This is a genomic window from Euryhalocaulis caribicus (assembly GCF_000412185.1).
Taxonomy (GTDB): domain Bacteria; phylum Pseudomonadota; class Alphaproteobacteria; order Caulobacterales; family Maricaulaceae; genus Euryhalocaulis; species Euryhalocaulis caribicus.
Genome location: NZ_ASJA01000010.1, coordinates 35075 through 48966, shown reverse-complemented (window position 1 = coordinate 48966; position 13892 = coordinate 35075). Strand labels below are relative to the sequence as shown.

General features: G+C 57.9%; 15 protein-coding genes and 1 pseudogene. 1 reads left to right on the top strand and 15 read right to left on the bottom strand.

The genetic code is table 11. The features are described 5' to 3' along the window. Window positions 1-229: 229 nt before the first annotated feature. From L338_RS09540 to L338_RS09475, 15 genes and pseudogenes are all read right to left on the bottom strand, one after another. A pseudogene (locus L338_RS09540) lies at window positions 230-1291 on the bottom strand (APC family permease); the annotation flags it as partial. Window positions 1292-1497: 206 nt separating this feature from the next. Then, a complete protein-coding gene (locus L338_RS09535) occupies window positions 1498-1905 on the bottom strand; it encodes a hypothetical protein (RefSeq protein WP_022698147.1) in 408 nt (135 codons plus the stop codon). 40 nt (window positions 1906-1945) lie between these two features. After that, window positions 1946-2110, bottom strand: coding sequence for a hypothetical protein (locus tag L338_RS18215; protein ID WP_161624618.1), 165 nt, complete (start codon window positions 2108-2110; stop codon window positions 1946-1948). An 84-nt stretch (window positions 2111-2194) separates the two neighbouring features. Further along, window positions 2195-4402, bottom strand: a complete 2208-nt coding sequence (locus L338_RS09525) for a copper-transporting P-type ATPase (RefSeq protein WP_022698146.1) — start codon at window positions 4400-4402, stop codon at window positions 2195-2197. Between the two features lie 3 nt (window positions 4403-4405). Beyond that, window positions 4406-4669 (bottom strand): DUF5676 family membrane protein, encoded by a 264-nt coding sequence (locus L338_RS17375; RefSeq protein WP_152485869.1) that lies wholly within the window; start codon window positions 4667-4669, stop codon window positions 4406-4408. An 87-nt stretch (window positions 4670-4756) separates the two neighbouring features. Continuing rightward, the gene (locus tag L338_RS09520; protein WP_022698145.1) at window positions 4757-5491 is read right to left on the bottom strand and encodes a PepSY domain-containing protein; all 735 of its coding nucleotides are present in this window, start codon (window positions 5489-5491) and stop codon (window positions 4757-4759) included. Window positions 5492-5500: 9 nt separating this feature from the next. Beyond that, window positions 5501-6544 carry a DUF4440 domain-containing protein gene (locus tag L338_RS16540; protein ID WP_051122751.1) on the bottom strand — a complete coding sequence of 348 codons (1044 nt, stop codon included), beginning with the start codon at window positions 6542-6544 and terminating at the stop codon, window positions 5501-5503. A 33-nt stretch (window positions 6545-6577) separates the two neighbouring features. Then, the gene (locus L338_RS09505; protein ID WP_022698144.1) at window positions 6578-7003 is read right to left on the bottom strand and encodes a DUF411 domain-containing protein; all 426 of its coding nucleotides are present in this window, start codon (window positions 7001-7003) and stop codon (window positions 6578-6580) included. Between the two features lie 14 nt (window positions 7004-7017). Beyond that, on the bottom strand, window positions 7018-7761 hold the full coding sequence (locus tag L338_RS09500) for a copper resistance protein B (protein WP_022698143.1): 744 nt from the start codon (window positions 7759-7761) through the stop codon (window positions 7018-7020). After that, window positions 7761-9671 carry a copper resistance system multicopper oxidase gene (locus L338_RS09495; protein WP_022698142.1) on the bottom strand — a complete coding sequence of 637 codons (1911 nt, stop codon included), beginning with the start codon at window positions 9669-9671 and terminating at the stop codon, window positions 7761-7763. The genes L338_RS09500 and L338_RS09495 overlap by 1 nt, the downstream gene beginning before the upstream one ends. A gap of 551 nt (window positions 9672-10222) precedes the next feature. Continuing rightward, window positions 10223-10582, bottom strand: coding sequence for an ion channel (locus tag L338_RS09490; protein WP_022698141.1), 360 nt, complete (start codon window positions 10580-10582; stop codon window positions 10223-10225). A gap of 77 nt (window positions 10583-10659) precedes the next feature. Next, a complete protein-coding gene (locus L338_RS17035) occupies window positions 10660-10944 on the bottom strand; it encodes a metal-sensitive transcriptional regulator (RefSeq protein ID WP_206740815.1) in 285 nt (94 codons plus the stop codon). Window positions 10945-11034: 90 nt separating this feature from the next. Then, window positions 11035-11559 carry a DUF305 domain-containing protein gene (locus tag L338_RS09485; RefSeq protein ID WP_022698139.1) on the bottom strand — a complete coding sequence of 175 codons (525 nt, stop codon included), beginning with the start codon at window positions 11557-11559 and terminating at the stop codon, window positions 11035-11037. Window positions 11560-11682: 123 nt separating this feature from the next. Next, entirely contained in the window at window positions 11683-12810 is a 1128-nt protein-coding gene (locus L338_RS09480; RefSeq protein WP_022698138.1) for an acyltransferase family protein, read from the bottom strand. A 216-nt stretch (window positions 12811-13026) separates the two neighbouring features. Next, window positions 13027-13452, bottom strand: a complete 426-nt coding sequence (locus L338_RS09475) for a MerR family transcriptional regulator (protein WP_022698137.1) — start codon at window positions 13450-13452, stop codon at window positions 13027-13029. Between the two features lie 81 nt (window positions 13453-13533). Between L338_RS09475 and L338_RS09470 the strand changes: the two genes are divergently transcribed. Next, window positions 13534-13890: a mercuric transporter MerT family protein gene (locus L338_RS09470; RefSeq protein WP_022698136.1), complete on the top strand. Its 357-nt coding sequence runs from the start codon at window positions 13534-13536 to the stop codon at window positions 13888-13890. Window positions 13891-13892: the final 2 nt, after the last annotated feature.

Below are 13892 nucleotides of genomic sequence, written 5' to 3'. Positions count from 1 at the left end.
CGCCGGGGGTGTTAAGCGCTTAACCCGCAGCGTCATGCGGTTCCCGGCCGCCGGCCGCTTCTTCCTCCGATATCCATGAGGACAGGAAGAAACGCTCATACATAAATACTGCGGCGATACTTACGACCGCGATCGCCACGATCATCGGGTCCGATCTCAGCTTCATGGCTGCGAAAACTGCCAGGACGACAGCGTCAAGAGCAAGCGCCATAAGCAGAATCCATCCGCGCGCGCCGATTTCATTTCTCAATTTCCGGAATACGCCCCAATGAATCAACATGTCCATGATCAGATAGAAAAATACGCCGAGCGAGGCGATTCGCGTGAGATCAAAGAAGACGGTCAGGATGGCGGCGAGAACAACCGTATAAACTAGAGTGTGTTTTTGAATCGGCCCCGGCATGCCGAAATGCCGGTGCGGGATCATCTTCATATCCGTGAGCATGGCCAACATGCGGGAAACCGCGAATATACTGGCGAGCAACCCAGATGCGGTCGCCACAACCGCCAGCGCTATCGTGAAGTAAAAGCCAGTGCGCCCAAGAGCGGGTTCGGCCGCGCGCGCCAGAGAATAGTTTTTCGCTTCCACAATCTGATCCAAAGACAGATTGGAGCCGACGGCGAAGGCGACCAAAAGATAGACCACCACGCAGATTGCGATCGACGCGATAATGGTTCGCCCCACGTTTTTATGGGGATCGACCATTTCGGCGCCGCTATTGGTGATGGTGGTAAACCCTTTGAACGCCAGTATCGACAGGGCGATCGAGGCGACAAATCCAAATCCTGGAACGGGGTCCGAGCTGGCCGAGGCAGGTTCGAAACTTATTCCACCGGCCCATAACGCCGCAGCGCCGAAGATCGCGATGCCGCCGATCTTGATAAGAGCCATAATGAAGGAGAAAAGGCCGACCGAACGGTTTCCGGCGACATTTACAAGAAACGCAAAAATGATCAACGCGACGCTCAGAAGCGGAACCAGAAACGTGTCGTCGGGCAGATCAAAAGGGCGAAGCGCGTAGGTGCCGAAGGTGCGCGCAACCAGGCTTTCATTGATCACCATGGAGAAGGCCATAAGCAGGGATGCGCCGGCGGCGAGCCCCGCAGGTCCATAGGCTTTCTTCAGGATCATCGCGATACCGCCGGCTGACGGGTACGCGTTGGACATTTTGACGTAGGTGTAGGCGCTAAAACCGGTGATGATTGCGCCAGCGATGAATGACAAAGGAAACCATGGACCGGCCAGCTCGGCGATCTGACCTGTCAGCGCGAAAATGCCCGCGCCGATCATCACGCCTGTGCCCATCGAAATTCCATCAATCAGGCTGATGCTGTTCTTTTTGTAGTCTGTTTTCATTTTGGCCAAAGCCGTCTTGACAGTTTTCATAGTTGGCCCCGGCGCATTAGGTTTCTGGTCCGCCGAACCAAAAGCGCCGGATGTAATGACGCAGCGGGCAAACAGGCACCCAGCGCGTCATCACGGGTTATTTAAAAGCGCTACCTACTCGTGAGAGATGCGCCATCCATTTCGTTCTGCTGCATCATTTGATAACGTGCGGATATCTGCCCCATCATGTCCTGCATCATCGCCATATGCTGATGGCATTTTTTCATCATGACCTTGTGATCTTCATGGGCCATCATCATCGCCATGCGTTCTTCCATGATTTCCTGATGCTGAGCTATCAGACGCGCTTTCTCATTGGCATGGTCCGCGGCCCGAGCCTGTTCCATCAGCGCGCGCATCTGCTCCATTTTTACTTTATGGGCCGCCATCATTGAATCAGAATCTTGCGCGTCCGGCTCTTCGACCGCAGCGTCATGACCGTGTCTGGCCTCTTGCGCCCACGCCGGGGCGGCTGCCAAGAGAACCATCGCCAATATAGCGGAGATCTGGGGTTTCATGGTCTTTTCCTTTCAGCCTAGACGGTAACGACCGCCGGGGTTAAAGCGCGTTGATAACGGCGCTCAATTTGGTCCTCACGCTTTGCGCGATATCTGCGAGATAAGCAGTTTCCACCGAGGACATGGAGGCGACAGGATCAACGGCGGCTATTTCAATCTCTTTGTCGTTCCTGCGCTGTACGATGACATTGCAGGGCAGCAACACGCCGATCCTGTCTCTGATTGCAGCGCCTTGTGCACCAGGGCGGGATTGCAGACGCCCTTGTTCAGATGTGGCGCCATCACGGCGTTAGAGCTTCAACCGGTTAAGCCGCAGCGCATTGCCAATCACCGACACGGAAGAAAAGCTCATTGCGGCTGCTGCGATCATCGGACTGAGCAAAATTCCGGTGAAGGGATAGAGAATGCCCGCCGCGACCGGGACGCCAAGCGCATTATAGATGAACGCGAAAAACAGGTTCTGCCGGATATTGTGCATGGTTGCATGACTGAGCCGCTTGGCTCGCGCCACGCCGCGCAGATCTCCTTTGACCAGCGTGACCGCAGCGCTTTCCATGGCGATATCAGTGCCGGTTCCCATAGCGATGCCGACATCGGCCTGCGCGAGCGCAGGAGCGTCATTCACGCCATCCCCGGCCATCGCGACCTTGTGGCCCTGTTCCTGAAATTCCCGGACGATGGCGTGCTTGTCTTCGGGCAGCACCTCGGCGCGAACGTCATCAATGCCGAGTTGATCGGCAACGGCCTGAGCGGTTCCTTTGCTGTCTCCGGTCAGCATGATGACGGTGACGCTCGCCTGATGAAGCAGATCAAGCGCTTCTGGCGTTGATTCCTTGATGGGGTCCGCCACAGCAATCAATCCGGCCGGACGTCCAGCAACAGCGACAAACATCACCGTCTGGCCTTTGGCGCGTCCGTCATCTGCCTTGGCCAGAAACTCCGCCGGGGCCGCCGCGACGCTTTCCATCATCGCACGGTTTCCTAGAGCGACCTCCTGACCGTTGATACGGCCTTTCACGCCCTTTCCGGTGACGGACTCGAAATCATCAGGAGAGGAAAGATCAAGACCGCGGGCCTCGGCGCCGCGCACAATCGCTGCCGCCAAGGGATGTTCACTGCCGCGCTCCAGAGCTGCAGCAAGAGATAGAAGCGCGTCCTCGTCGATACCGTTCTCCGCCTGTATGTCCACCAGTTCGGGATGGCCTTCGGTCAGGGTGCCGGTTTTATCGACAAGAAGGAGATCGACCTTCTCCAAGGTTTCCAGAGCCTCGGCGTCGCGGATCAGAACGCCGGACTGTGCGCCTTTGCCCGCCCCCACCATAATTGACATGGGCGTAGCCAGCCCCAGCGCGCAAGGACAAGCGATGATCAGCACGGCGACGGCATTGACCAGTGCGTAGGCCATGGCCGGCTGCGGTCCAAAAATCGCCCAGATGATAAAGGTGACAAGAGCGATCAGAACGACCGCCGGGACGAAGTAGCCCGCGACCAGATCGGCCAGACGCTGAATGGGAGCGCGGCTGCGCTGGGCTTCGGCGACCATTTTGACAATCTGGGAAAGCAGCGTGTCATTACCGACCCGGTCGGCGATCATCACAAAGCCGCCGGTCTGGTTGACGGTGCCGCCGGTTACGCGGTCATCCTTGTCTTTTTCGACGGGCATGGCTTCGCCGGTGATCATTGATTCATCGATGACGGTCCGTCCGGAGGCTATTACGCCGTCTACGGGTACCTTTTCACCCGGGCGCACCCGCAGGCGATCACCTTCCTCGACCGTATCAAGAGCGACTTCTTCATCCTCGCCGGTGTCTGAAACGCGCACGGCTGTCGGCGGTGCGAGCTCAAGGAGCGCGCGTATGGCGTTTGAGGTGTTGTTGCGGGCGCGTAATTCGAGCACCTGTCCCAGAAGCACCAATGTCGTGATAACGGCGGCGGCTTCAAAATAAACCGCGACATGGCCGTTCATGCCTCGAAACGAGTCCGGAAAAATATCCGGAAAGAACACGGCTATAACCGAAAAGACGTAGGCCACGGACACGCCCAGCCCGATGAGCGTGAACATGTTTAGATTCATGCTGCGTACCGAGGCCAGTCCGCGGACAAAGAATGGCCACGCGCCCCAGAGTACGACTGGGGTGGCCAGCACGAGCTGGGCCCATTGCCCCAGTGCAGGGTCCAGAATAGTTTCAAGAGGGCGACCTGGTATCAGGTCGCCCATCGCATAAATCACCAGCGGAATGGTGAAGAGCGCGCTGATCCAGAAGCGCCGCGACATGTCATTGAGTTCGGTCCTGTCCGCCTCTCCTCGCGGCACGCCTTCGAATTCCAGCGCCATACCGCAAATCGGACACGAGCCAGGTCCGGGCTGGCGTACCTGTGGATGCATCGGGCAGGTATAGACTTCACCGTCATAGTCAGGCGGCACAAGGTCATAGCGACCGTCATCCGGCCTTTCCTTATCGCCTGTCTTGCAACAATTGTGATTGTGATCAGCCATCGGTTATTTCCCCGCGATGCGATTATAGATAGGTGCGGCAACCAATGCCGCAATCCAGCCAAACACCACGCTTCCAGCAACTCCCTCGACCCATGCGATGGGAGAGCTGACAGCTCGTAATGTGAAAAGACCGACCCAATGATGGGAAATAGGAACGCTTGGAAGCGCGAGAGCGAGCAGCGCACACAGGATGAAAATGCTGGCGAGCGTGACAGAGAGCGCCCATCCGAGCGCCACAATATGAAAACGGTTATCAGATTTAGTCATGGCAACCTCCTATACCCTATGGGGGTAGCCTATACCCCCATAGGGTATAAGGCAAGCATTGTCGCTTCACTTGAATATTCTTTGGTCTCATCGAGGGTATCCAGTTTTGGAGAGATCTCTTTTTCTCCAAAACGGCAGGAGGACACGGTAAAACACTAAGCCAAGGCCTGTGAGTGCGATCGTCAGCCCGAGGGAGGCGACGATCTTGATGAGTGGATTGTTGAAGTCATTCCGCGTGCGGTAATCCATAATGTGAAGCATCCATGCGATGTCATAGATGCGCCAAAGGCGGGTGCGCACGGTTTCCACCTCACCTGTCCGGGGGTGAATATAAAGCCGGGTGGCATCCTTATCGGAAAACTCCACTTGCCAGACTGGGGTATATCTGCGCCACTCGATCGGCGCGCTATCTAGCAATCGCGCCGATTTGATGCTTGCCTGTCCTTTGTAGGCCTGTTTAGCGACTTCGCGGACCTCGGCTTTCAAGAGCGGTGTTAGCGATTTCCCGGTTCGTGCATTGATCAGCTGGACTTCGTCTGGATAACTCAATTCCCAGAAGGCGCGTCCGGAGTTGTTAACCAGTCGGGCAGAGACGGGGCCCGTATTGACGCCCACTAAAGCGCTGAGGGGAAGCACCTCGTCTATATTGAGCGGCTCAGTTTTGGCGCCTCGCGCCGCCAGATGTTCGCCGTGAACGATCTCGATATCATAGAGCGTCATGATAAGGCCGCTGGCCGTCCAGATGGCCAGCTGTACGCCGACAAAAAGCGCCAGCCACTTATGGACCTTCGAAAACCAGCGCCGGCGGGCGACCGGTGTCATGAATGGACTTTAGTGTTCATGATCACTGTGGTCGTCGCTGGCGGTGTCATCTGCGGTTAACGTCTTTTCGGCGGCGTGACCGCTGTCCAGCGGCGCGTTTGACCAATGGATATGGGTGATCCGCCAGCCGCCGTCCTGGCGCGCCATGACCAGCGTTTCCTGGCTCTTGATGGCGATTTCGCTGTCGCGGAATTCGCCTTCCATACGGGTCTCGGTCGCCACCCAGGCGCTGTCGTCCTGGACGCGAGACCGGCGCGATAGCGTCTCCGTCTCGATTGCGCCAAGGAAGGCCATGTCCGAGACCATGTGGCCGCTGGCGTATTCCTCGAGCGACTGCTCCGCGCCGCCGCCTTCCAGGATCAACACATTTTCAGCCAGAAGATTGCGCACGGCCGCCTCGTCGCCAGCGACAAGCGCCTGATGCAGGGCCGCCGCGGCGGCTTCAGGCGAGCCGGGCAGCGCCGCCTCCACCGGTTCGGATCCAGCGCCGGCGGCGTCATGCGCATGCTCGCCGCTCTCTTCATGCGGGTGCCCGCCGTCTTCCGCTCCGGCTGCGGCTTCCTCTTCGCCATGTCCGGCGCCGTCGCCGTGATCGTGGTCATGTCCGGCGCCGCCCTCGGCCTCCGGCATGGACTGAACGCCCAGGCCGTACTGGAACACCAGATGCCCGCCCTTGAAGCCGGTGACGCCCAGCAGAACAGCCGCCAGTATCATTCCCGCGGTGAACAGCGCGCCGGCGCCTTTCGACAGCCAGCGCCAGAGGCCCAGGCCCAGAAAGACCGCCGCAGTGACAAGCGCCCAGTTGCGGTGATCGGTCATCGCTGCGTGGGAAGGGCCGTCATGGGCGACGGTGTAATAGGCCATGAAGCCGAAGCCCACGGTCACTATGAGCGCCAGAAGGCCGAAAGCGAACGTCCAGTCCGCAACGATGCGGGCTGACGCGGTCTGTTTGCGCGCCAATGCGACGGCGTAAAGAAACGCCGCCACGGCCAGAAGCCCGATCGTGAAATGCACCACGATGGGGTGCCAGTGGGGTCCGATGATGTCGTACATGATGTCTCCTCCCGTGAATTCAGCGCCAAGCGGTCAGATTTCGGCGAACACGCCGCCATCGCCGCCAATGGTCATGATCTGGAAAGGCGCGGTCTTGAGCCCGCCCATTCCGGGGGAGCCGAGCGGCATCCCCGGCAGGGAGACGCCGATGATGTCGGGCTCTTCGGCCAGCAATTTCTCAATGGCCTCGACCGGAACATGACCTTCAACCACATACCCCTTCACCAGAAGCGTGTGGCACCCCTGAAGGGCGGGCGGAACCTGATGCTTCTCCTTGATCGCGGCCAGTTTCTCCGGCGGCGTTTCAACGATGGTCACGTCAAAACCGTTCTCGCGCAGATATTCGGCGTGGCCGGTGCAGCAGCCGCAGAACGGATCCTTGTACATGGTCGCCGATTGTGCGGCGGCGGTCAGGGGGAGCAGCAACGCCGCGGCAAGCAGAATGATGAAGCGTTTCATTGTCATATCCTTTTTTAGTACCAGAGCCGCACGCCGATAACGGCGGAGACAGCGTCTTCCTTCTCGCCCAGAGACCGGGCGATGGAGGCGGTTTCGCCGAGCGTCCGCGACCACGAGACGCCGATATAGGGCGCGATTTCGCGCTTGATTTCGTAACGCAGGCGCACGCCTGTCTCCAGTTCGGTGAAGCCCGCGCCAAGATCACGCTCCGGCGCGTCCTGAAATGCAAAACCGGTTTCGATCCGGGGTTGCAGGATCAGGCGCTGGGTCAGCAGGAGATCGTATTCCGCCTCGAACGCGGCGGTGAAGTCCCCTTCCTCGCTGAGATAACCCTCCAGATCCACCTCGAACCAGTAAGGGGCGAGGCCCTGAATCCCGACCTGCGCATAAGTGCGGGCGTCGGGTTCAATGTCCTGCCGGATGCCCGCCTGAACATCGAAATACGGACTGATGGCGCGGCCATAGAGAAGCTCGATTTCCGCCGCCTCCGTTTCGCCGTCGATCAGGGTTTCGCCCTCCGTCTCGACCCAGACCCGGTTATAGTCGCCGCCATACCAGGCCGATCCGTCCCAGACGAAAATCTCATCGCCATTGCCTGACTGCCATTCCAGCCGGTCGGCCAGGATCATGTATTGCGCCTGGCCGCCCATTTCGTGACGAACGTCGCCACGGCTTTCGCTGTGATCGTCGCCGGTCTGGGCGAACGCGGTCAAGGGAGTGAAGGCGCAGGCGAGCGCCAGTTGCGTAATCCGCGTCATCACAGAACCTCCCCGTGATCGCCGTGTTTCGAGTGAGAACCGGGATCGTCCGCCGCAACGTTATCGGTCACGCGCACGACGCGGAACATGCCGGCTTCCATGTGATAAAGAAGATGGCAGTGGAAGGCCCAGTCGCCGGGTTCGTCGGCGGTGATCAGCATGGACCGCTTCGTGCCCGGCTCCACGTTCACCACGTGTTTCAGCGGACGCCGCGCCGCCCCGGTCTCCAGCTCCACGAACATGCCGTGCAGGTGGATGGGGTGCGCCATCATGGTGTCGTTCACCAGCGTCAGGCGAAGCCGCTCGCCATAACGGAACAGGACGGGGCCATCGACTTCGTTGAATTTAACGCCGTCGAAGGACCACATATAGCGTTCCATATTGCTGGTCAGGTGCAACTCCACCTCCCGCGCCGGCGGGCGGGGGTCCTTGTTGGGGCGGAGATTTTCAAGCTGCGAATAGCTCAGCACCCGCCAGCCGTCATCGCCCAGCCCGTTGCCCGGATCGTCCAGGCGCTCCTGCGGATTCATCGCTTCCATGGCGACGGCGGGACCTCCGGGGTGGTTATGGCCCATATCCATCATGTCCATGCCGCTCATATCATCCATCGCCATGCCGGCGCCGGCGCCGGCCGCGCCGGCTTGCATCTTCATACCGCCCATGTCGTGGCCGGAATGGTCCATGCCGGACATGCCGCCCTGACCGGATTTCATGCCGGACATGTCATGACCGGAGTGGTTCATGCCCGATTTCGCTTTCTTGCCGGCTTTCGCGCCCGCCATGCCGCCCATTGCGCCGTGGCTCATGCCGCCCATGCCCATGTCCTGCATGGTCAGGAGGAAGGGCTCGCGCAGGGGCGGCACCTCGGCTTGCATCCCGGCGCGCGGGGCCAGCGTGCCGCGGGCATAGCCGGAGCGGTCCATGGATTCGGCGAAGATCGTGTAGGCGCGGTCCTCGCGCGGCTCGACCACCACGTCATAGGTCTCGGCGGTCGAGATACGGAATTCATCGGTCTCGACAGGGCTGACATCCTGTCCGTCCGTGCCGACCACCGTCATGGGAAGGCCGGGGATGCGCACGTCGAAATAGCTCATCGCCGAGCCATTGATGAAGCGCAGGCGCACCCGCTCCCCGGGGTTGAACAGGCCGGTCCAGTTCGCATCCGGCCCCGTCCCGTTCATCAGATAGGTGTAGGTGGCGCCGGTGACGTCGGCGATGTCGGTGCGCATCATACGCATCTCCGCCCACATCTTGCGGTCGGAAACCGCCTGACCCAGCCCCTTGTCGCGCACATCGTTCAGGAAATCGCCGAGGGTGCGCTTGTTGTAATTGTAATAGTCGGAATGCTTTTTCAGCTTGGCGAAGATCCGTTCCGGATCCTCGAAACTCCAGTCCGACAGCATGACGATATATTCCCGATCATAGGCGACCGGGTCGGCGCCCGCCGGGTCGATGATGATCGGCCCGTAAACGCCGGTCTGTTCCTGAAACCGGGAATGGGAGTGGTACCAGTAGGTGCCGCTCTGGCGCACCGGATAGCGGTAGGTAAAGGTCTCGCCCGGCGCGATCCCGTCAAATGTCACGCCCGGGACGCCGTCCTGATCATTGGGCAGAATCAGGCCGTGCCAGTGGATGGACGAAGTATCGGCAAGCCGGTTGGTGACGCGCAGCGTCACATCCTCGCCCTCGCGGAACCGCAATAGCGGGCCGGGAATGCCGCCATTCACCGTGGTGGCCACCGCACGGCGTCCGCCAACCTCGAAAGGCGTTTCGGCGATGGTTAAATCAAAAGCCTGCTGCGCCCCCGATTGCAGGGATGCGGCCCGCGCCCACGCCGGGACCAGTTGCGTCGCGCCAAGGGCGGCCGCGCCGCCAGCAGCGTTTTGCAGGAATTGTCGTCTGGAAAACATGTCTGCTCACTCCTTTGCGGGCGCGAACGCCCGAAAAACGATCCGGTCAGCGCCGGGCAAGCGAGCCCGGCGGCAAAGGGGTCAGGAGTGGTGTTTGGGCGGCGATTTTGGAACTTGTGTGACGCGCGTCTCAACAACCCGGTCAAAGATGCTCAGCTTTGATGCGCTGTTATGATCCATAGAGCCCGCCGAGGCCATCATGAGGCCTGAGAGATGAGTCAGGCAGGATGTGCAAACACATCCGTCGCAATCCTCGGCGCAGCATTCCTCGTCATGGCCCCGTTGGGCACTCATATCACAAGTCATGTTGTGATCAGCCGTATCCGCCACGCAGATTGAGGCAGAGTTTTGCGCGGCCGTGGATATTGCGGCATTCATGATGTGATCATGCGTCATCTGCGAAACCGCCATCGCCCCAGCCGATGGGGCCGGCAAAGCCAGCAGCACTGATAGCATGACCAGCATCACACGCCCGGAAAGGCGTGAAACGATATGAAGCCGTGAGAGGTTCACGGGAGCGTTATAGGGTGAAATCGGTTCATTACACAATGTCACCGACGAATCTGCGGCAAATAGCCTTTCATCCAGACAAACATGACCGAGGCGGAACAGGAGATCGCCAGAAAGCCATTAAGCGCCTGAATGCCGGTCATGAATTTTAGATGCTCTGTCGGATAGGCATCTCCCAGCCCCAGAGACGAATAGGTAACGATCGAATAATAGAGGACATTCATAAAATTGACGTCTGTCATGCGTTCGAAGCCGCCAATATCCAGATAATTCAGCCCGATCCAGTAGCCGGCGGCATATAAAGTGGATTCAAGCACATGCAGCGTGATGATGCCGGTCATTAAGACGGTGATCCAAAGCATGGCCCGTTTTTCGAACCAGACGGAGTTGCGCGTGAGCATGGCCAGACCCCAGAGATGGAGCGCCGCAGTGAGGCCCACCAATATGATCGACAGAAAAACAGAGGCCGCGATGGTTGTTACTCCCGACGGCTTTTGGGGAGGACGCGCATGAGTTCATCAATTTTGGCCTGGCGCTGCTCCAGATCGCCAGACTCGATGACCTCCTGTACGCAGTGGGCAACATGATCTTGCAGAACAACGTCCTCAACCCGGCTTAATCCGGCGCGAATGGCTTGAATTTGGGTGACGATATCGATGCAATATCGTTCCTCCTCAATCATCTTCGCCACACCTCTAACTTGACCCTCAATTCGGGCAAGTCGTGGTTTTAATGCGCTATGATCCATCATGGATATACCCATAAGGGGTATCATCTTTTTGCGCAAGAGGTTAGCTTACACTCGCGAACTCAAGAGGCTGGCCGCCTCGGCCCGGAAGCGGTGTTGCCGCTCTTACTGCTCGGGATTGAGCGACACGTTGAACTCGGGAACGGGTCGTGCTGCGGCTTCTTCTTCCGTTTCCGCTTCGCCATTATCCTCAATATCCTCAAGGAGAAATTTCATCTCCTCGATTTCCCGGCGCTGCGCGAGGATAATCTCATTGGCCAGCTCGCGAACGCGGACGTCGCTGATATTGGCCCGCTCACTGGTTAAAATAGCAATTGAGTGGTGGGGGATCATCGCTTTCATCCACGCTTCGTCCTCAATCGTTTGCTGGCTTCTGACCAGCCACAAAGTAAGGCCGAACAAGACGACGCTTCCCGCGATAATCGCCATATTTATTTTCTTGTCCTTGTACATGTCCAGCATGAAGACAAGCATGATGATGGCCATCGCAGCGCCCATCATAAAGGCCATATAAAAGCGCGTTTCGCTAAAGAAGACGTGACCCCAGTCATAGGTATTGAGATATTTGAGGCCGAACATGACCAGTGTGGCGGTCAGGATCATCGCCCCGAATTTGAGATATTTATTCATAAATCCCCCATTTGGTTCTGTTGGCTGCCAGACTGATTCGTCATCAGTCCGATTTTCTCCCAAACGCCGGAATCTCTCAAACGGTTCCTATTTTCATTAAAGGGGGTGAATTGGCTTATCCGATCACCGTGTGTGATGAAGCGCAGACTTTTGTGTTGGATTAAAAAGTCGGGCGCCCAGGAAAAAAGCCGCCTGTTTGAGCAACTTGGAAAACCGGCTTTTTTGATGAAGGGCAGGTTTTTCGATGAGCGTCCATGACGCAAATCCGATCAGGATTGCCAACGGAATGGCGGTTACCGCCATATGAAGCGGCTGGTCGATGATGCCCTTCCAGAGAAGGAGCTGCATCACGGGCCAGTGCCAGATATACAGGCCATAGGAGATGTCATCGATGCGCTTCAGGCCATTGAATCGGGGCGCATGCGCCGTGCCGATCAAAAACAGCCAGTAACCAAGCGCAAGATTGGCGAAAATTTCGCTCTCAGCCCGGTAATCAACGAACAACGCCGGCAAAGTGATCAGCAAGGCCAAATCGAACCGCAAGGGGATCCAATGCCGCCACGCGTAAGCCGCACACCCGATTAGAAAGGCGATCCCCAGCCGGTTAAACAGCCAAGTGGAGTCAGGCAGGAATGCGGGAACACCGGCTCTTGTCAGATAGATAAAACTGACACAGCCAAAAATAAGAAAACCAAGAATGACCCAGCGTCGAAACAGCAAGCTTAGTGCAAAAGCGCCTGCCGCCGCTGCATAGGCGATGACTTCGTAGCGCAGTGTCCAGAGCGAGCCGGAAAATTCTCCGCTATAGGGATTGGCGGGCGCAAAACCGGGTGGACCGCCGCGCGTATCCAAAAATGAGATTACATTGAGCGGATAGCGGTATGTATCGGCTCGGAACAGCGCCTCCCAGATCGGCACGCCTGAGGTAACGGGACCAATAATGAAAGCAGCGGCGGCGGCCAGCACCAAAAGCGCAGGCATAATCCGCAGTGCGCGGGACACGAAATATGAAGTCAGATTTTGACGATCATCCAGACTCTTGGCGATGAAGAAGCCGCTCAGGATAAAAAATCCGTTCACCGCCATATAGCTGAGCGTCAGATCGTTATAGGCGAACGGATCCGGTGCTGATCGCCCTGAAAAAACAATCCATGAATGGGATAGTGCGACCGCGCCGGCCAGACATAAGCGGATGGGCGTGAAGAAGTTGTCGCGTGTGGTCGCGGAATTGCCGATCGTTTTCTGCCTCATGAGGAGAGCTCAGCAAATTTTGCGCCAAACGCATGATGCAGATGAAATCATGGGCCATATTACTGGCACTCGCGAGATATGGAAAAGTGGAATTTTATTCTCTGTTATTCTGTGATATACGTAAAATATTTTCGTTTTTTGGGGGGGGGCTGGAATTATTTATTTTCACTTGCAGGTCAAAGTGTAAATATCAGTCAGATTCAAAATATTGGGAATCTATAAAAATCGCGTGCCCGCCAGAGCGTCAATAACCGGGCAGTCTTTGGCCTCTCCGCCCTCGCAATCCCTGACCAATCGCGTCAGACTCTTCTCAAGCTTCCTGAGATCGCGGATCTTGGCCTTGATCGAGGCCAGATGGCTGCTCGCCATGTCCAAGACCTCTCCGCAGGTAAATTCGCTCGAGTTCATCAGCGACAGCAAGGCGCGAATTTCTGCGACAGAAAAGCCCAGCTCACGGCCCCGCATGACAAATCCCAATTGGGCCTGATCTTCGGGCGAATAGAGCCGGTGGCCGCTATCTGTCCGGTCAGGTTCCGACAGAAGGCCGATCCTCTCGTAATAGCGGATCGTCTCGATATTGCAGCCGCTGCGCCGGGCCAGTTCTCCCCGCTTCATCGCCTCTCGCGACTTCGTGATCGCCATCGCTGATTCTCCCGCTTGAACCTGTAGCTGCTACAGACCTTAGAAGTGAGATGGAATCCATGGAAGCGCAGAGCTGAGTACATGAACGGACGGAAGACAAGGGATGTCTGGTTTGCCTTTGGCGGCGCGGCGGGCGCGGCGCTGGCTTCGACCTGCTGCATCGTGCCGCTGGCTTTGGTCCTGACCGGCGTCAGCGGGGCCTGGATTGGCAGCCTGACGGCTCTCGAACCCTATAAACCCTATTTCATTACCGCCGCTCTGGCGCTCATCGGCCTTGGATTCTGGCGGGTCTATTTCGTTCAGAAAAACGACTGCCCAGAGGATGGTCGCTGCGCGCGGCCGTCGGCCCGCCGCATAACGAAAATCGTTCTATGGCTATCAGCTCTTCTCGTCAGCCTCTCGGCCACGATTGGCTGGTGGGCTCCGTTCTTTTACTGAGA